Origin of the sequence: Bacillus thuringiensis (assembly GCF_022095615.2) — a bacterium.
GTDB classification, from domain to species: Bacteria; Bacillota; Bacilli; order Bacillales; family Bacillaceae_G; genus Bacillus_A; species Bacillus_A cereus_AG.
Window position 1 is genome coordinate 696,363 of record NZ_CP155559.1, and the last position, 17,646, is coordinate 714,008.

Here is a 17,646-nt window from a genome sequence, read left to right on the forward strand (position 1 = left end):
TATTACTTGTCAGCTTTTTTTAGTACGATCGCATTTCTTGTTTGACTAATGCGCTCGTAAAATAGTAACTTATCACGACTAAATACATGTAATAAAACATGAATAATAAATAGACCGTTAATTACGAGTTGGAATAATAATATAACTAGTAATACTAAAGGCTCTTCAAGATTTAAGATAGAGCTACTAGAAAGAATATAATTGATTCCGCCTAAAACGAAGTAGAATATACCGTAACGGATGAATAGCTCCTTCAACGTAATACGATCTGATTTTCCTTTCACGTAAATACGAAGCAATGCTTTACCAATTGTCTTTCCATTCGTAAAGTATGGAATGATAATAAAGTAAATAAAGATCGAACACGTTATGAAAATGAGTTCGTATATGTTCGTGTAAGATTGAATATTAGAAACAAAGAAAGAATTTCCTTTGTTTTTAATGACAGGTACAACGATAGATAAGAGAATCCAATCAATTTGCATCGCGATAAAGCGACGAACGAATCCGACTGGTTTCGTTTCTAAATCAATATGACTATCTAATTCGTTTGCTTTCGGAAGGAAGTACGTAAATATTGGTGCAATGATAAAACCGATTACGCCGCCTAGTGTGTTTAAAAACAAATCATCGATATCAAATAGGCGATAGGCACAATTATAAATACCATATAATCCAGTCACTTGGGTTAGCTCGAAAAATAGTGAAAGACATAAAGAAATGAAAATAGTCTGCAAGAAACTACGTCGGAAATAATAACGTAAGTAAATACCGAATGGAACGGTTAATAGAACGTTAAATGCTACTTGTAAAAACGCAGATTCTTTTAATAGGTAGAAATAAGTAGCTGGTTTCGTTAAAATTGCCGAGGTATGATTACTAATCTCTTGTATGAAATAAAATGGTGATAGTTGCATGTGCTGCGTATTAGGTAGCTGTAGGCTACAAGTATCATATGTTTGTGGTAACGGCAAAATCACAAGAAAAAAGGCATTTAATAAGTAAAGTAATAATGAGTATAAAATAAATGAGCGCCATTTATTTAAATAACCATACTTTCGGTAATTAAATATTAAAAAAGGTAGTAAGAGAAACATTGCTAAAATAGGAAATAAAATAAATGCTGTTTTTACTGGAAATAAATATGCAGTCAAAATGAAGCTCCTTTCAATGAAAATTCGTTTATCATTATAACGCTAAAAGAGTCTAAAAACAAAATTAAAATATTTCGAAATAGAAAAAATTACAAATTTCAATGGAATTAAGTTATACTAAATTTAATATAAGAATATTATGATTATCATAAGTTGAGAGAGGGACAAGATATGCGATATGAGCTTTTTTCTGTAAGTGGGGATCATATTACAACTTTTGAAAGTGCATGGCATTTTCAGGAGGGAGAACAGATTTTTGTTCATGATGATCAAACAAAACGAAATTTTATTATTATCCGCCTAACGCATGATGTATTTCAACAAAATAAACATGTTATTCGTTTGTATTGCCAAGAAAAGAAAGTATACGCATAAAAGGCCCCCTCTTACTGTACAGAAAAGTAAGAGGGGCTTTATCATTATAAAGATATAAAAAAAGCGAGTCATCCTAGTTTAATAGAATGACTCGCTTTTCGCTTTGTAAGTTTCACTTTATAAGAAAATAAGAGTAAGTACACCTACGATAATACAATAGAAAGAGAAATATTTTAAATTTCCTTTTGCCATAATGTTCATAAACCATTTTAATGAAATATACGTCATGATAAATGTTGCGATAAACGCAACGATATACGGCACGAATAATGTGTCTAGATTTGGATCTTTTGCAATGTCTGTAATACTTAGTAATAAACCACCTAAGCTAACAGGGATATATAGTAAGAATGAGAAACGAAGAGCTGTTTCTTGCTTCATACCAAGTAACATCGCTGCTACGATTGTTGCACCTGATCGGCTTATTCCAGGAATTAGTGCGCAAGCTTGTGCTAATCCGACGATGATTGCATCTTTCATAGAAAGATCACCATCATTTTTACGTCCACGTAGGTTTCTAATAATCCAAAGGCCGACAGCAGTAATAAGAAGGGAAATCCCAACCATCTTCACGCCTTTTAAGTATTGATCGATGTAATCCTTAAATAAAACACCAATAACACCTGCTGGAATGGTCGCAATAACAAGGTAAATAATAAAGAAGAAATCTGATTTTGCGTCTTCAGCTCTTGTAAATATATAAGATAGACCATTCTTCGTTAGACGAATTAAATCATTTCTATAAATAAGTAATACAGCTAATAATGAAGCTGAATTAACAAGTAGTTCGAAGCTAAACCCTTCTATTTTTAGTCCTAGCAAATGCTGTGCTAAAACGAGGTGACCACTTGAAGAAATCGGAATTGGTTCTGTTAGTCCTTGGAACAGACCAAGAATTAAATATTTTAAAATGTAGTAAAATTGTTCCATAATAACCTCCTTGTTTATTAGTCGAAAGAAACAACTTGTCCATTATAACAAAGATACGGATGAATATTGAGAAGAAATAAATATTCGAAATATAATAAAAATCCCTTATAACAGTATAAGGGATTTCTATTATTAATGAGAAACTACTGTTTCTTCAAGACTATTCGTTAATTGAACATCGACTTTCTCAGCATCATGAATATGATTCATAATAGTAGTATTTAACTTTTGGAACATTTGTTGTGTATTAGCGAATTCACGTAATATATCATCATTACAAGATTTTTGGTTTTCGATGGCTTTAATAACATTTGTAGCACCGCTTTGTAACGTTTGAATCATAATTAAAATATTTTCAATTCTAGCGTTTGTATCGGCACTCATTTCTACACCTTCATCAACTAAATGCAAATTATCTTTTGTGTTATCGTATGCTTTTTCAATTTCTTCTTGAATTTTTTTCGTTAAGTTACCGATGTTTTTTGTACTTTCGGCTGTACTTTCCGCTAGTTTTCTTACTTCATTGGCAACGACAGCGAATCCTTTACCGTGCTCTCCAGCACGCGCAGCTTCAATACTCGCATTTAAAGCAAGTAAATTTGTTTGTGCTGCAATGTTTTGGATGACTTCTACAATTTGTTCGATTTCTTTTGAGCGCTCACTTAAATGATTCATACTATTAGACGTGCGCTGAGATTGTTCACCTAATTTATTAATTACAATAAGTAAACGATGAACAGATTCTTTTCCTTCATTAGAACAGTCAATGATTTCTTCAATTGACTGAATTAAGCTTTGTTCTTTTTGTAACATTTCATTATTCAATTCATTGGAATGTGTTGTACGCGTTGAAACATTTTCGAAACATGAGCTTAATTGTTGAACTAAATTTTGGAGCGTATTGTGTTGGTTATTTACAAGTTTATGTTCTTGAACAACGCTTTGTACACGATCGTGGATAGAAGAAATAGTCTCTTGTTGTTCGCTATCTTTTTGTTTTAATTCTGCTTCTAGTTCTTGTATGCGACTTTCTAATTGATCAATTTTATGTTGGAGTGATTTCTTTTGAGTAAACATATATTTATTTCAACCGCCTTTAGAAGTTATATTTTCTCTATATTTGGATTTTAGCATCTTTTATAATTTTTAAATATAGGAATTGTTAAATATTTAAGAATCTATTACATTTTATTCATAATTCCCTTTTTTTCGTCATGAAAAATAAACTGTATTTAATGGTATTGTAAACAAACTGTAAAATAAATCATGTATAACTGTATAAGAAGGGAGTCGGATTATGAACTATTTTAAGCGAATCAGTAGTCTAGTATTAGCAGGAATTATTGTTCTTTCTAGTACAGTCGCTGTAAAAGCAGAGTCAAACGACGAGAAACTTAACAACATGCAACAGCAATTGCAGCAAAACGATGCAGATATGCAAAAGAAAGAGCAAGAGAAGCAAGCTGTTAATAAAGAAATTCAAGGTATCGAAAACGAACTACATAATTTAAATAATACAATTGCAAAAAATAAAGAGGATCAAACTGCTATTCAACGTAAAATCGATGAAACACATAAGCAGATTGAGCAAAAAAAGAATGAAATTGTCGTTTTAGAGGATAAAGTCCTTGCTCGTAAGGATATTATGAGAAAACGTATGGTTTCTGTTCAAAACAGTTCAAATACAAGTTTAGTAGTAGAAGTTGTAGTAGAGTCAAAGAACTTTGCAGATTTCTTACAACGTATGAACGCAGTTTCTACTATTCTAGAAGCAGATAAAGAAATTTTACGTCTACAAGAACAGGATCTTCGTCAAATTGAAGAAGATAAGAAAACAATTGATGAAAAAGAAGCATCTTTAGTAGTAGACAAACAAAAATTAGCAAAAGCACAAGCTGAGTTGCAAGATAACTTGAAAAAGCGTCAAGATAACTTACAAACAGTTCAAGCTAAATATAATGCGATTGCAAGCCAACTTAATTTAGCAGCAGAAGAAAAGGCTAAAATTGAGTCAAATATGAAGGCAGTTCAAGAAACAATTGCTCGTGAGCAAGAAGCAGCAAGAATTGCAGCAGAAGAGCGTGCAAAAGCAGAAGCAGCTGCAAAGGCTGAGCAAGAAGCTTTAGTGAAAGCACAAGCAGAAATTGCTGAAAAACAAAAGCAAGAGAAAGCTAATAAACCAGCTGAACCTGTTGCTAATAATAATTCGAAGGTAGAACCTGCACAACCTTCTAAACCAACTGCTGGTGGAAAAGAATTTTATGTACATGCAACAGCTTATACAGCAGATCCTGCTGAAAATGGTTATGGTCCAGGTCAACAAGTATATTCTGCATGGGGAGGCTATAATCTAACTGCAAATCCAGGAATGAAATTAATTGCGGTGGATCCATCTGTTATTCCATTAGGATCTACTGTAAATGTTGAAGGGTATGGAATTGCAATTGCAGCAGATACTGGTGGTGCAATTAAAGGTCACAAAATCGATGTTTTAATGCCAGATAAAGCTTCGTCTAGTAATTGGGGCAGAAAAAATGTTAAAGTTACAATTTTAAACTAACACGTAATCCAACTTTACAATACGTAAAGTTGGATTTTTTTTGTAAAAATAATGTTAAGTTGAGTTTACATTTTGTTAAGGATAACATACAATAGAATCGAGAGGTGGTAAATTTGACCATTTTAAATAGAGTGAAGGAATTAAGAGCTCGGTTTAATTTTTCGCAAAGTGTATTAGCAGAAAAGGTTGGGGTGACGAGACAAACAATCGCTGCAATTGAAAAAGGTGATTATGTCCCTTCATTGTTATTAGCACTTACGATTTGTGATGTATTCGAGTTAAAGATGGAAGATGTGTTTGTTTTAAATAAGGAGGGGGAAGAGGATGAATAGGATTGGTTTTTCTTATATCGTAAACGTGCTTTATACTGCTTTAGCATGCTGGACATTTGTTGAATTTTATAGTGTTATTACAGAGTTAGCAGATATAATTAAAAATGAGAAATTCCCATTTGAAGTATGGTTTAATGGAGTACCATTCATTTTATTATTTATTGGAGCTATTATAGTTACAATTTTTTATAGAATTCAAAAGAAAAAATACAAGAATTTATCTTTTTGGATGTATCCATTATTATTTCCACTAGAAGATGAACGTGAAAAAGCGATTACGGATAAAGCTTGTCGAACAACATTTGTATCGTTATGGTTTGTGTTACCTTGTGCAGTTGGATTTTTAACTTTTTCGCCTATTATTAATGAATATCTTCCTGGATACCCATTGTATATTATATTTTCTATTTTCTTTATTCAAATGACAGTATTCCACGTATCGCTATACAAAAATAAATTAGCTTGAAAAGAAACCTTCTTGCATCGGCAAGAAGGTTTCTTTTCAGCTTACACTTGTACATACAGCAATATTATCTTATCATTTTATATAGCGTAAGATTTTGTAAGGGAAAGGAATTGTATATGAATAAGCAAAGAATTTATAGTATAGTAGCAATCCTTCTATTTGTTGTAGGTGGTGTATTAATCGGAAAGCCATTTTATGATGGATATCAGGCTGAAAAGAAACAGACTGAAAATGTACAGGCTGTTCAAAAAATGAATTATGAAAAACATGAGACGGAATTTGTAGATGCTTCGAAAATTGATCAACCAGACTTGGCAGAAGTAGCGAGTGCATCATTAGATAAGAAACAAGTAATTGGTCGTATTTCGATCCCGAGTGTTTCATTAGAACTTCCTGTTTTAAAATCTTCTACTGAGAAAAACCTATTATCAGGTGCAGCAACAGTAAAAGAAAATCAAGTAATGGGAAAAGGGAATTATGCATTAGCCGGACATAACATGTCTAAAAAAGGTGTTTTATTTAGTGATGTAGCCTCTTTGAAAAAAGGCGATAAAATGTATTTGTATGATAATGAAAACGAATATGAATATGCGGTTACTGGTGTATCTGAAGTAACTCCTGATAAGTGGGAAGTTGTCGAGGATCATGGGAAAGATGAAATAACGCTTATTACATGTGTATCTGTGAAAGATAATTCTAAGCGTTACGTTGTTGCTGGTGATTTAGTAGGATCGAAGGCGAAGAAATAAAAAAAGATGAGGGAAATCCCTCATCTTTTTTTATTCCATCCATTTCACTAATCTCTTAGAAATTAATAATAAAACAAAACCTAACACAATTGCTGCAGCTCCGATTACTGTAAATACTTCAGCATACCCAAGTGAAGTTGTGAAGCTTGCAAGTTGTCCACCTATAATGTTGGCGATTCCTGAGCTTGCTAACCATACTCCCATTAATAGAGAAGCAAGCTTTACTGGAGCAAGTGCACTAACCATCGATAGTCCAACAGGTGATAAGAATAGCTCACCTAACGTATGGAAAAAATACGTAAAGACGATAAATAGTAAGTTTGCTTTTTCTGTAATGTTATGTTCATCACTACCTGTTTTTAATGTAGCGATAACGAGAATGATATAACCGATACCTAGCAAGATCATACCAAGTCCCATTTTTGTTGGGATTTTTAAATCCCCTTTTTTTCTAGTTGCAAGTTTTGCCCATAATGCTGAAATGACTGGAGCAAGTAAAATAATAAATAATGGATTGACCGATTGGAACCAAGATGTTGGAACTTCCCATCCGAACACAGAGCGGTCTACAAATTTGTTTGTATATAATGTTAATGAGCTACCAGCTTGTTCAAATCCAGCCCAGAAGAAGACAACAAAGCATGTTAAAATGACGATAACTGCAGTACGTTGTTTTTCTTTTTTTGTTAACGGTGTATCTCCTACTGATGGTTGTCCAGCAGCTGTTTGTAAATCGCGAGTTGGTTTTTTACCGATATTACCAAGGAAGCGATTTGATAGTGTTGTAAATAAAATTTGTCCAATGATCATTCCAATTGAAGCTGCTAAGAAACCGTAACGGAATCCGTAATGTACAACGCCATCAACTGTTGTTTTGAATAAATTTTCTGATAAAAATCCGCAAACGAGTGGAGCTAAAAATGAACCGACGTTAATACCCATATAGAAAATGGTAAATGCACTATCACGTTTTGGATCATTCTCTTCGTATAACTCTCCAACCAGTGTAGAAATATTCGGTTTGAAGAATCCATTACCAATAATAATAAGCGCTAATCCGAGGTATAGGCCTAATTGGTTTTGCAAGGCAAATAGTGTAAGGTTACCGATTGCCATTGTTATACCACCAATTGTGATCGCTTTTCGTCTACCTAGAAAACGGTCTGTTAAGTATCCACCAATCATTGGTGTGAAATAACAGGCTCCAGTATAAAATCCGTAAATAGAGAGTGCCCATGCGGGACTAAACCCAAGACCACCACTTACTAAAGCTGTCGTTAAATATAATGTTAATAATCCTCGTAACCCATAGTAACTAAATCTTTCCCACATTTCTGTAAAGAAGAGTAAGTATAAACCTGGAGGATGTTTCTTTTTTCTTTGTTGTTCTCTTTCTAGTTGTATCGCTGATTCCATGTTATTTTCCTCCTGACACAAACAAAAACAAAGTTAATAATTTTGTACATTTAATATTTTACCTTATTAACTATTATAAGTCAATAAAGGTTGATTTTTCAGAAGAAATTGGAAAAGAGGGATAGCTATAGAATGGGTGTTTCTTTTGTGATAGACTATGGACTATGTTTTCTTTGTAAAGAAGCGGGTTATTGCACTTTTTTATATGTGGAATTGATTTCATAAAAGATGAAATTAAAGAAGGAGAAAGAAATGAAATTGTTACAGAAAAAAGAAATTTTACTGATTAGTCTTATGTTATTCTCGATGTTCTTTGGAGCGGGGAATCTTATATTCCCACCTTTCCTTGGGTATGAAGCAGGAGAACATGTGTGGATTTCATTAGTAGGATTTATTATATCAGCAACAGGTCTTCCTATATTGGGAGTTATTGCTATTGCGAAAGCAGGAAGTTTTCAAACGCTAGCGGGGAGAGTACATTCTTCATTCGCCATGATTTTTCCGTGTATCGTGTATTTATTTATTGGGCCGGGCCTTGGTATACCACGTGCAGGAAGTTTAGCTTTTGAAATGGGACCAGGTCAGTTCTTCACAGAATCGGGAAGTATAGTTTTATTATGTTATACGGTTATTTTCTTTAGTATTGTGTACTGGTTAAGTTTATCACCGTCTAAATTAATGGGGTTGTTCGGAAAGGTTTTAACACCGTTATTATTAGGTATGATTGCACTTATTTTTATAAAGAGTATGTTTACATCAGTAGGTAGTGTGAAAGAGGCTGCTGGAAACTATGGACAAGCTCCTATGTTCCAAGGCTTCTTAGATGGATATTTAACGATGGATGCGCTAGCGGCTTTAATCTTTGGTATTGTTATTGCAAATGCTTTACGTGCAAAAGGTATTGAAGATGATAAAGGATTAGCAAAATATATGAGTATTGCTGGAATTGGAGCAGGACTTTTATTATCTATTATTTACGTCATACTTGGATATGTTGGTTCAATTAGCGGTTCGTTAGGTACATTTGATAATGGGGCGAACGTGTTAGCGCAAGTGATGACAACATTATTTGGACAAGGCGGAGTCGTTTTATTAGGTCTTATTTTTACGATCGCGTGTTTATGTGTTTCAATTGGACTTGTTACATCTTGTAGTCAATTTTTCGCAAGTGCATTTCCGAAAGTAGCGTATAAAGTTTGGGCATTTATATTAAGTTTTGTTAGTATGATTTTAGCTAATTTAGGATTAACACAAATTTTAAAAGTATCAGTACCGATTCTGGGGTTTATTTATCCAGTTGCATTAACACTCATTATTCTAGGGTTATTCCATAAATATATTGGAAAGTATGCATACGTATATGCAGTAACTATTGGGATTGTAGCTGTGTTTAGTGCAGTTGATATTTTCAATAAAAATGTAATGTCGAATCAGTGGACACCAGTATTGAAATATATTCCGTTTTATACAGAAGGTGTTGGGTGGATTGTTCCAGCTATGATAGGTGCTTGTATTGGTGTTATCGTGAGTAGCGTTCTAAATAAGAATAAATGAGTAAAAAGGTGTTTTCCTATTTCGGAAAACACCTTTCTTTTTTTGGAAAAATAGTATTGAAAATGAATAGACTAAGAGTATGATAAAGGTAATTGGTAATATATAGGTTTTGAATGAATGATGAGGGGGTAGCGTATGAAGGAGGATTTAAATAAGAAAATAGAAGCACTCGAAACGGCAATTGAAACGATTCAAGAAGCACTTTTTGAATTGAAAGCAAAACAAAAAGAAATAGAAGCAGAAAATGCTCAGCAACATGTTAGTAAGGAAAAGAAAGAATATATTGAAACTGTAATAGAGGAAAAACCGAAAGAAGAAGTAGTTACAATAAAAGAGCCTGTGCAAGAACGTGAGGTAAAGCAAGTGGATATATCTGCTTTTAAACCAGAACCATTTAATATTATTAAGTTTTGCCAAACTTGGTTACCACGCATATTTGTCGGCATTATGTTACTTGGAGTAATCTGGTTATTTAAAGCAGGGGTAGATGCGGGATTATTAACACCAGCAATACGAATTGTGTTCGGTATCGCCCTATCTATCAGTTTGTATTATATAGGGGATATTCAAATTAAACGAGAGCGGCAAGCGTTAGGGTTAGTATTAGCTGGAGGAAGTATTACAGGTATTGTTTTAACGACATTTGCGGCACATTATTTATATGGATTTATTCCAGCAAGTGCTGCGTTTATTTGTAATATTGCATGGGTCATTTTAGGTATTTATGTAGCGAAGAGGTATCAATCGGAATATCTTACTATCTTTGTAGCGGTAGGAGCTTTCTTCGTTCCGTTCTTATTAAATAGTACGATTCCTAATCCGTATATTTTCTTTGGGTATGAGACGGTACTAACGCTTAGTTTATTATGGTATGCGTTGAAAAATCGTTATCAGTATTTATATATGATTTCTTATGTTGTTGCTGCTATTGTCCTTTTTGTCTTCTTTGCCATTATGTCAATGTTAGTAGAGGGTTTGCAAGTACAGTTAACAGTTGTTTATGGTTTGATTCACTTACTATTATTTTGGCATATGTTTACGAAGAGAAGTTTTATAGTAGAGCCACGCCTGGCGATATTTAGTGCGAATGCAGTTTTCTTTATATTAGCCATTTCAAAAATACCTGAATTTACAACATGGGGATTAATGATTAGTGCACTCGTGCACGCTACTATGTTCGTGTTTGAATATAGGAAGAGTAGACATTCTACATTTACAAATCTTTTATTTGGCTTCGCAATGGGTGCATTTAGTTTAGCGATTTTATATGAGTATAGTTTAGTGAATGCAGCGATTGTATTAGTATTACAAGGTTTCCTCGGTATGGTGACTGCTATTAAAGTAAAACAACAGATAAAATTGTATGTTAGTGCGACGATTTATGCGATTGGAATGATACAGACGATTTTTAGTCCGTTTGATCAATTTATTTCGGCAGGCTTTGTTGCTCATATTATTTTAATAGGAACATTCTATTATTGCATGAGACAAGCGAAAGAAGTGTTAGCGAGTTTTGGTAAGTATGTGTACTCTATAGCGCTCTACTGGTTAATGGTGATTGTATTTATTACAATCACTAGAATTGGTGAAGTTCTTTCTACAGATGGAAGTATAACTAACGTATCTGTATCGTTATTATGGATGATATATGCGTTATTTGCAGTTTGGTTTGGTCGTTATAGACAGATGAATGAAATATTATATGCTGGGTTAATCGTATTAGTAGTAACGGTAGGGAAGTTATTCCTACTTGACTTACCAGAGGTTTCGATGATGATCAGGGCAGTGTTATTCCTAATCGTCGGTAGTATAGGTATTGTTATTTCAAGAATGTTTTTCTCAAAAGAAGAGAAGTGAAAAGAAGGCAATCCATATCAGGATTGCCTTTTTCATTATTTTTTATTAATCGTTACAGTTTCATTATATTTCGCTGTTGTATTTTGACGTAGACGAAGCGTTGCTTGTCCAGTTGTATTTGGATCAATCTGTACATTTACAACTTTTTCAGCAGAACCTAAGCTGTTTGTTGTGAAAGAGAATGCACTACTATATCCAAAAGCAGATGGCCAAGTACCATTTGTATTTTGAACTTTTGCTATTTGTGTTCCGCCAGTAGTGAATATACCTAAAGAATAGTTGTTATAAGTTGTATTAGGTAGTAAGTTGTTTACTTGAATCTTGATTTGGAACACTTCATTGTTTGGTAGAATGCTAGGGTGTGTAATCACATAATCGTTTGCTGTTACGGCGCCGTTATATCCGTATGAACCAGATTTAAATGTATTTGTATTAAACCATTGGTAACCAGCGTTTGGTGCACTCCAAGGTTCTGGTTGTGGTTCTGTTGATAAGTTTGGTTGTTCAAATGTTTGTAAAGCAGTAGGTGAATCAAGTTGTAAACCGTTTACTTGATCTAAGCTTGTAAATGTCTCTTGTTTCGATAGCCAATTTACGATGTTTTCTAATAAGATAGCATCGTTTTCTTCTTTATAACCATCGTAAGTTTTCTTTGTTTGACCAGAATCTTCACGAACGTACTTTGGCGATGCATCTTCAACAGGAGAAGAATCACCAATAAAGGCAGCTTTACCAAGTCCTACTTTTGCGATTGCAGCATATGGGCCTTCTGCAATACCACCGCCATTATAAACACCACTATCAACAGCGTTATTCCATTTTGATGGATTTTCTGGAAGATAAACAAGTCCTTTTGCTAGTTTTGGGTTTGTAATTGCTAGAGTAGAACCAGCATGCATTGCTACAGACGAAACACCCTTTGTAATTCCGAAGGATTGTTCAGGTGATACAATATTTTTAGCTGAAACATCACCAATTGCATTGTAGCGGAAGCGAATACCGAAGTTGTCAGATAGCCAATCAGAGCTTTCTACTCCTTGCATAGCTTGTGAGTTTGCTTCTTCGTTAGACATTCCTTTTGCTGGATTATCCCAAGCACCGCGTCTATATCCATTAAATACTTCAGAAGAATCCCAACGATTTTTATTACGATCTGCATTATAATGATCGGCAATGAAGAAGATACTACCGCCATTTTTCACGTATTGTAACATAGCATCTTGTTCAGATTTTTTGTACGGAATATTAGCTTCTGGAACGATAAATACATTGTAATTTTTTAAATCTTCGTATGTAATAGGTGTTGATTTACGAAGTTCTTTTACATGATATCCGTTTTGGGCAATGCCGTTTCCGAAGTCAGAAAAGCCGCCGTCAATAACCCAGTCAGCTGTCCCAGCAGTTTGACCGTGTGTATTATCGAATAATACTTTCTTCCCGCTATTTTGATTTACAACTTTTGCAGCAATTTCAGGAGCTGGGTCTACTGAGCTTTCGGCATAAGTAGACGGAATGAACGAAGCCCCTATACTTAGTGTAATTGCTGTTGCTAAAGAAAATGTAATCCATTTTTTATTCTTCATAGAAGAATCCCCCTAATAATAAATATATGTGCTTTAATAATGTAATCTATTTTTTGTGTGAAAGAAAGATAGAAAATATTAAATAGTGTAAAGATAACGTTAATTTATTTGAGAAATATTTATGTGAATAATGAAAAAATCCCTTCCTAGCAAATAGGAAGGGATTTTGTGCTTAACTAATTTTTGAGTTAGGTGTTTCATCAATCTTATGAAATCCTTTCATGTAATACACGATAGCTAAGCCGATAAGCCAAATTGGGCCGACGATTAATGCAATTCGTGTATCTTCTGAATACGCCATTATACCTAATACTAGTGCAAGGAAAGCAAGTGAGAAATATGAACTTAATGGATGTAAAGGCATTTTATATGTTAGCTTGTCCTGTTTATCAGTTTGCAATCCTTTACGGAATTTAATTTGAGCGATTAAAATGATGCCCCAAGTCCAAATTGCCCCGAAAGTTGAAATACTAGTGAGCCATGTAAACACTTTTGCAGGAACAAGATAGTTTAATATAACACCAATGAGTAAAACGATAGCAGTTGCTACAATTCCTTGACTCGGAATACCGTTTTTATTTAAACGACCAAATCTTTCAGGTGCTTTCTTTTGCTGAGCTAATGTAAATAGCATACGGCCTGTACTAAATAAACCACCATTACAAGAAGAAAGAGCTGCTGTTAATACGACAAAGTTAATAATACCTGCTGCTTTTGCGATACCGATTTGCTGGAATGTTAATACGAATGGGCTTCCTTTCTCACCAAGTTCGTTCCACGGGTAAATTGCCATCATCACGAATAATGCTCCAACGTAGAAGATTAAGATTCTCCAAAATACGTTATCGATTGCTTTTGCGAGTGTTTTTTTCGGATTTTGAGCTTCACCCGCTGTAACACCGATTAATTCAACGCCTAAATAAGCGAATAACACCATTTGCATGGAGAGTAGTAACCCAGAAAAACCATTTGGGAACCAGCCACCATGTGACCAAAGGTTTGAAATGCCGGTAGCGATACCGCCGTTTCCGAATCCGAATAAAATAATACCAGCTCCAACAATTATCATACAGATGATTGTGACGATTTTGATGAGAGCAAACCAAAATTCAAGTTCTCCAAAAACTTTTACGGATAAGAAGTTGAAAGCACTCATTAATAATAGAGCGAGTAAGGCCCAAGTCCAGCGCGGGATATCTGGGAACCAGTATTGCATGTAAATGCCAGCCGCTGTAATTTCAGCCATACAAGTAACAACCCATAAGAACCAGTAGTTCCAACCGGTAATGTAGCCAGCTAGTGGTCCAATATAATCATATGCATATTTACTAAAAGAGCCGGCAACAGGTTGTTCAATTGCCATTTCTCCGAGTGCTCGCATAATGAAAAAAATAACGAGTCCAGCGATCATATAACCTAGTAGAATAGAAGGGCCAGCTAGCTTAATAGCAGAAGCGGATCCTAAAAATAGTCCAACGCCGATAGCTGAACCGAGTGACATTAAAGTAATATGTCGTTCTTTTAAACCACGGTTTAAAGTTCCAGATTTGTTTGTGTGCTGCATAAGAAGAATCCCCCTTGTAGAGTGAACGATATTTGAATGCGTTTGCTAAATATTTAACTATTTCAAATTATAAAACATTTCTATCTGTTATGCTACAAAAATAAACATGATTAACTGTACTACATCTGCACTTGTCAGACTTAAACTTAAAATTCGAACTATTATCGAATATATTGACTCTTCTTTTTATTGATTGTTAAGATTAAGTATTATATTTTCTCACATACTAGTAAGAAAAGAATGTGTGATAATAATTCAGATGTAGGAAGGGTACATAACCATGTTTCAATTACAAAAATATAACACTTCTGTGAAGCAAGAGCTTTTAGCTGGCATCACAACTTTTTTTACATTTGCGTATATTCTTGTCATCAATCCGAAAATATTATCTGATGCAGGTGTACCATTTGAGCAAGCTTTTACAGCAACTATTATTGCGACGGTTGTAGGAACGCTATGTATGGCATTTTTAGCTAACTATCCAATTGTTATTGCTCCAGCTATGGGAATGAATGCGTATTTTGCTTATTCTGTTGTTCAACAGGCAGAGGGGATTACATATGTCATTGCGTTTTCAGCAGTATTTGTAACAGGTATCATTTTTCTTTTATTATCTTTCACTTCATTTAGGCAAAAGCTAATTGTCGCAATTCCTGATAGTTTAAAACATGCAATTGCAGGTGGAATTGGACTATTTATTGCTTTTATTGGATTACGCCTTTCTGGAATTATCGTTGATCATCCATCTAATTTAGTTACGATTGGTGATTTTCATTCTCCAGCCGTTATTTTAACTTTAATTGGTTTAATATTAGCGGCGGTATTAATGGCGTTACGTGTGAGCGGTGCGTTATTTATTAGTATGATTGTGACGGGAGTTATCGCCTTCTTTACAGGGCAACTGAAGTTTGAGGATAAAATTGTTGCAATGCCTCATTTACCAGAAGGAATTATCGTTTCAAACCCAATCAATGCTTTTTCAGATGTAATTGAATACGGATTATATGGTGTTGTATTTTCATTTTTACTTGTACTGTTATTTGATACAACAGGTGCATTACTTGGTTTAATTAAACAAGCAGGTTTAATTACAGATAATACAGAGAAACGTTTTGGTAAAGCGTTTATTGCAGATGCAATTGGTGGGACTACAGGTTCTATCTTTGGAACAAGTCCAACAGCAGCGACGATTGAATCGTCAGCTGGTATTGCTGCAGGTGGTAAAACAGGATTAACAGGCATTGTAGTTGTCGGTCTAACGATTATAACGGCATTCTTCAGCCCTGTGATTGCTTCTTTGTCAAGTGTAGCCGCTATTACAGCTCCTTCATTAATTATTGTAGGTAGTTTAATGGCGCAAAGTCTTCGTGATATTAATTGGAATGAATTTGAAGATGCATTACCGGCATTTTTAATTTTCGTTGGTATTCCGTTAACGTCTAGCATTGCGAATGGAATTGCAATTGGATTTTTAGTGTATCCAGTCTTAAAGATTGTGAAGGGGAAAGGGATGGAAGTACATCCGTTACTATACTTATTTACAATTTTATTTGGATGTCATTTATTCTTATAATATAGAAAAGGGGGCTTCTTATGAGAGGCTCTTTTTTTGTGTATAATAAGGTGGAAATCAAATTAAAAGAGTAAAATATAAATTACTTAATGGAATATATATGTTACAATATAAGTAGAGGAGGAACATGAATGGCTGTAAGTAAAATAAAAGTCGCGCGTGTTCAGTTAGATTTAACACAGCAACAATTAGCAGAAAAAGTAGGCGTTACAAGGCAAACGATTAGTTTAATTGAGAAGGGGAAATACAACCCGTCTTTAGATTTATGTTTGAAAATCTGTTATGTGGTAGATAAAACATTGAATGATTTATTTTGGGAGGAAGAGGAGTGAGAGGATGAGGATCGTGAAAGATGAACGTTTAATGATTGAGGGGCTAAAACATATTAGACTCGTTTTCATCTTACAAAATATCGTCATACTAGGTATTGTCTTTTATCGCTACGTTTTGCAAGATGCAGGATATGAAAGTGTATCAGATTTATTAATGGTATTTATGGTTGGGATAATAGTTATTAACTTTTTAAACTTAAAAAATTCGGTGGAAGTGTATGAGCATACAGGGGGAGTATCTCGTAGTTATTTTAGGAAGCTATTATTCATTCCTGTAGGTATTGTTATTGGGATTTTAGCCATTTGTATCGTTGTAACACCGGATATTTCAATAAAAGAAATTAGTATAATGGGACTTATTATGTTTGCTTGTTTTTTAGTTCCTAGTTTGTTTATATACATATATATGAACAAAATAAAAAGTGAAGATTGAAATATAAGAAAAGCTTTCCCATATTTGCGGAAAGCTTTTCTTATATTCTTTTATACAGTACTTTATGAAGGCCAATCGGTTCAATTTCAAAGATTTCACCATATTCCTGAAAACCTAAGCGCTTGTAATAGTCAACTACAGTAATTCGGCCATTACACCATAATATATTTGCTTTACGTTCTTGCAAGATTTGTACCGCCTTCTGAATTAAGGAGCTTCCAGCAAGGTTGTTTCGAAATTCGGGTAATGTTGCCATTCCGCGTAGACGGTAATGAATATCTGCTGGTAAGTCGGGATATATTTCTTTTGAGAAGGAAGCGATACTAATCAGTTCATCGTTTATAAATGCGCCTAAGTGAAAGGTTTCTGTTTCATAGTCGGAAGAGTATTTACAATCTGCTAATGTTTGATTTGGGCGTAAAATTTTTTGACGTAATACGTAAGTTTCAGATCCCTCAATATTTTTCACAGTAATCATATTAACATCCTTTCTTATAAGGCGTTTTCTGTTAATTGTATGAAGAAATAGGCAGGTGCGGCGAAAAGTCCGAGTATGCTAGCAGTTCCGAGAAGGAGTGAAAGTAAGAGGCAAGAGTATTTTATTCCATTCGATTTTTTCCATCCATAACTACAAATTTCAATGCTAACACCGATGAGAATAATAGCAATGAGTATTTCCGCCAATAATAAAAGAGCTAAAGTTACAATAGACATAATGTGATCCATCCTCATAATATGTGATAGTAACATTTTACCATATGAAATGAA

General features: G+C 34.1%; 17 protein-coding genes and 1 pseudogene. 10 read left to right on the plus strand and 8 right to left on the minus strand.

The genetic code is table 11. The features are described 5' to 3' along the window. Positions 1–2: 2 nt before the first annotated feature. Entirely contained in the window at positions 3–1,154 is a 1,152-nt protein-coding gene (locus tag KZZ19_RS03495) for a VanZ family protein (protein WP_237981628.1), read from the minus strand. Between the two features lie 171 nt (positions 1,155–1,325). On the opposite strand from KZZ19_RS03495, the gene KZZ19_RS03500 reads away from it, so the two are divergent. Continuing rightward, on the plus strand, positions 1,326–1,529 hold the full coding sequence (locus KZZ19_RS03500; RefSeq protein ID WP_001268328.1) for a hypothetical protein: 204 nt from the start codon (positions 1,326–1,328) through the stop codon (positions 1,527–1,529). 117 nt (positions 1,530–1,646) lie between these two features. On the opposite strand, the gene KZZ19_RS03505 is transcribed toward KZZ19_RS03500, so the two are convergent. Then, positions 1,647–2,459 carry an undecaprenyl-diphosphate phosphatase gene (locus KZZ19_RS03505; RefSeq protein ID WP_000434782.1) on the minus strand — a complete coding sequence of 271 codons (813 nt, stop codon included), beginning with the start codon at positions 2,457–2,459 and terminating at the stop codon, positions 1,647–1,649. Between the two features lie 132 nt (positions 2,460–2,591). Then, positions 2,592–3,110, minus strand: a pseudogene (locus tag KZZ19_RS31150) (methyl-accepting chemotaxis protein); the annotation flags it as partial. A 646-nt stretch (positions 3,111–3,756) separates the two neighbouring features. On the opposite strand from KZZ19_RS31150, the gene KZZ19_RS03515 reads away from it, so the two are divergent. The 4 genes from KZZ19_RS03515 to KZZ19_RS03530 all read left to right on the plus strand — a co-directional run bounded on the left by KZZ19_RS03515 (position 3,757) and on the right by KZZ19_RS03530 (position 6,566). Further along, positions 3,757–5,019, plus strand: coding sequence for a 3D domain-containing protein (locus KZZ19_RS03515; RefSeq protein ID WP_237981630.1), 1,263 nt, complete (start codon positions 3,757–3,759; stop codon positions 5,017–5,019). 113 nt (positions 5,020–5,132) lie between these two features. Beyond that, positions 5,133–5,351 (plus strand): helix-turn-helix transcriptional regulator, encoded by a 219-nt coding sequence (locus KZZ19_RS03520; RefSeq protein WP_000154009.1) that lies wholly within the window; start codon positions 5,133–5,135, stop codon positions 5,349–5,351. Next, entirely contained in the window at positions 5,344–5,817 is a 474-nt protein-coding gene (locus KZZ19_RS03525; RefSeq protein WP_237981631.1) for a DUF2178 domain-containing protein, read from the plus strand. Before KZZ19_RS03520 ends, KZZ19_RS03525 begins: the two co-directional genes overlap by 8 nt. Before the next feature lie 116 nt (positions 5,818–5,933). Further along, positions 5,934–6,566: a class A sortase gene (locus KZZ19_RS03530; protein WP_237981632.1), complete on the plus strand. Its 633-nt coding sequence runs from the start codon at positions 5,934–5,936 to the stop codon at positions 6,564–6,566. Positions 6,567–6,596: 30 nt separating this feature from the next. Here KZZ19_RS03530 and KZZ19_RS03535 read toward each other — a convergent pair whose 3' ends face one another. Continuing rightward, complete coding sequence (locus KZZ19_RS03535; RefSeq protein WP_088095175.1) at positions 6,597–7,982, minus strand: peptide MFS transporter; 1,386 nt, start codon at positions 7,980–7,982, stop codon at positions 6,597–6,599. 252 nt (positions 7,983–8,234) lie between these two features. Here KZZ19_RS03535 and brnQ1 point away from each other — a divergent pair, with 252 nt between their 5' ends. Together brnQ1 and KZZ19_RS03545 are read left to right on the plus strand one after the other, a co-directional pair. Further along, the gene (brnQ1, locus tag KZZ19_RS03540) at positions 8,235–9,536 is read left to right on the plus strand and encodes a branched-chain amino acid transport system II carrier protein BrnQ1 (RefSeq protein ID WP_237981633.1); all 1,302 of its coding nucleotides are present in this window, start codon (positions 8,235–8,237) and stop codon (positions 9,534–9,536) included. Between the two features lie 135 nt (positions 9,537–9,671). After that, on the plus strand, positions 9,672–11,393 hold the full coding sequence (locus KZZ19_RS03545; RefSeq protein WP_237981634.1) for a DUF2339 domain-containing protein: 1,722 nt from the start codon (positions 9,672–9,674) through the stop codon (positions 11,391–11,393). A gap of 35 nt (positions 11,394–11,428) precedes the next feature. Here the strand turns inward: KZZ19_RS03545 and KZZ19_RS03550 are convergent, their stop codons facing one another. Both KZZ19_RS03550 and KZZ19_RS03555 read right to left on the minus strand, forming a co-directional pair. Continuing rightward, positions 11,429–12,976, minus strand: a complete 1,548-nt coding sequence (locus KZZ19_RS03550; RefSeq protein ID WP_237981635.1) for a DNA-binding protein — start codon at positions 12,974–12,976, stop codon at positions 11,429–11,431. 172 nt (positions 12,977–13,148) lie between these two features. After that, entirely contained in the window at positions 13,149–14,540 is a 1,392-nt protein-coding gene (locus KZZ19_RS03555; RefSeq protein ID WP_237981636.1) for an amino acid permease, read from the minus strand. Between the two features lie 280 nt (positions 14,541–14,820). On the opposite strand from KZZ19_RS03555, the gene KZZ19_RS03560 reads away from it, so the two are divergent. The 3 genes from KZZ19_RS03560 (at position 14,821) to KZZ19_RS03570 (ending at position 16,878) form a co-directional block, all read left to right on the plus strand. Then, entirely contained in the window at positions 14,821–16,113 is a 1,293-nt protein-coding gene (locus KZZ19_RS03560) for an NCS2 family permease (RefSeq protein WP_088095180.1), read from the plus strand. A gap of 131 nt (positions 16,114–16,244) precedes the next feature. Beyond that, positions 16,245–16,445: a helix-turn-helix transcriptional regulator gene (locus tag KZZ19_RS03565; RefSeq protein WP_000301187.1), complete on the plus strand. Its 201-nt coding sequence runs from the start codon at positions 16,245–16,247 to the stop codon at positions 16,443–16,445. Positions 16,446–16,449: 4 nt separating this feature from the next. Beyond that, positions 16,450–16,878 carry a hypothetical protein gene (locus KZZ19_RS03570; RefSeq protein WP_237981637.1) on the plus strand — a complete coding sequence of 143 codons (429 nt, stop codon included), beginning with the start codon at positions 16,450–16,452 and terminating at the stop codon, positions 16,876–16,878. A gap of 40 nt (positions 16,879–16,918) precedes the next feature. On the opposite strand, the gene KZZ19_RS03575 is transcribed toward KZZ19_RS03570, so the two are convergent. Together KZZ19_RS03575 and KZZ19_RS03580 are read right to left on the minus strand one after the other, a co-directional pair. Beyond that, the gene (locus tag KZZ19_RS03575) at positions 16,919–17,356 is read right to left on the minus strand and encodes a GNAT family N-acetyltransferase (protein WP_237981638.1); all 438 of its coding nucleotides are present in this window, start codon (positions 17,354–17,356) and stop codon (positions 16,919–16,921) included. A gap of 14 nt (positions 17,357–17,370) precedes the next feature. Continuing rightward, positions 17,371–17,628 carry a DUF4022 family protein gene (locus tag KZZ19_RS03580; protein WP_237981639.1) on the minus strand — a complete coding sequence of 86 codons (258 nt, stop codon included), beginning with the start codon at positions 17,626–17,628 and terminating at the stop codon, positions 17,371–17,373. Positions 17,629–17,646 lie beyond the last annotated feature (18 nt).

Excerpts from the sequence above, each read along its gene's own strand:
- KZZ19_RS03500 (WP_001268328.1), top strand. The coding sequence starts at position 1,326 with ATGCGATATGAGCTTTTTTCTGTAAGTGGGGATCATATTACAACTTTT.
- KZZ19_RS03505 (WP_000434782.1), bottom strand. The coding sequence starts at position 2,459 with ATGGAACAATTTTACTACATTTTAAAATATTTAATTCTTGGTCTGTTC.
- KZZ19_RS03515 (WP_237981630.1), top strand. The coding sequence starts at position 3,757 with ATGAACTATTTTAAGCGAATCAGTAGTCTAGTATTAGCAGGAATTATT.
- KZZ19_RS03525 (WP_237981631.1), top strand. The coding sequence starts at position 5,344 with ATGAATAGGATTGGTTTTTCTTATATCGTAAACGTGCTTTATACTGCT.
- KZZ19_RS03530 (WP_237981632.1), top strand. The coding sequence starts at position 5,934 with ATGAATAAGCAAAGAATTTATAGTATAGTAGCAATCCTTCTATTTGTT.
- KZZ19_RS03535 (WP_088095175.1), bottom strand. The coding sequence starts at position 7,982 with ATGGAATCAGCGATACAACTAGAAAGAGAACAACAAAGAAAAAAGAAA.
- brnQ1 (WP_237981633.1), top strand. The coding sequence starts at position 8,235 with ATGAAATTGTTACAGAAAAAAGAAATTTTACTGATTAGTCTTATGTTA.
- KZZ19_RS03545 (WP_237981634.1), top strand. The coding sequence starts at position 9,672 with ATGAAGGAGGATTTAAATAAGAAAATAGAAGCACTCGAAACGGCAATT.
- KZZ19_RS03550 (WP_237981635.1), bottom strand. The coding sequence starts at position 12,976 with ATGAAGAATAAAAAATGGATTACATTTTCTTTAGCAACAGCAATTACA.
- KZZ19_RS03555 (WP_237981636.1), bottom strand. The coding sequence starts at position 14,540 with ATGCAGCACACAAACAAATCTGGAACTTTAAACCGTGGTTTAAAAGAA.
- KZZ19_RS03560 (WP_088095180.1), top strand. The coding sequence starts at position 14,821 with ATGTTTCAATTACAAAAATATAACACTTCTGTGAAGCAAGAGCTTTTA.
- KZZ19_RS03565 (WP_000301187.1), top strand. The coding sequence starts at position 16,245 with ATGGCTGTAAGTAAAATAAAAGTCGCGCGTGTTCAGTTAGATTTAACA.
- KZZ19_RS03570 (WP_237981637.1), top strand. The coding sequence starts at position 16,450 with ATGAGGATCGTGAAAGATGAACGTTTAATGATTGAGGGGCTAAAACAT.
- KZZ19_RS03575 (WP_237981638.1), bottom strand. The coding sequence starts at position 17,356 with ATGATTACTGTGAAAAATATTGAGGGATCTGAAACTTACGTATTACGT.
- KZZ19_RS03580 (WP_237981639.1), bottom strand. The coding sequence starts at position 17,628 with ATGTTACTATCACATATTATGAGGATGGATCACATTATGTCTATTGTA.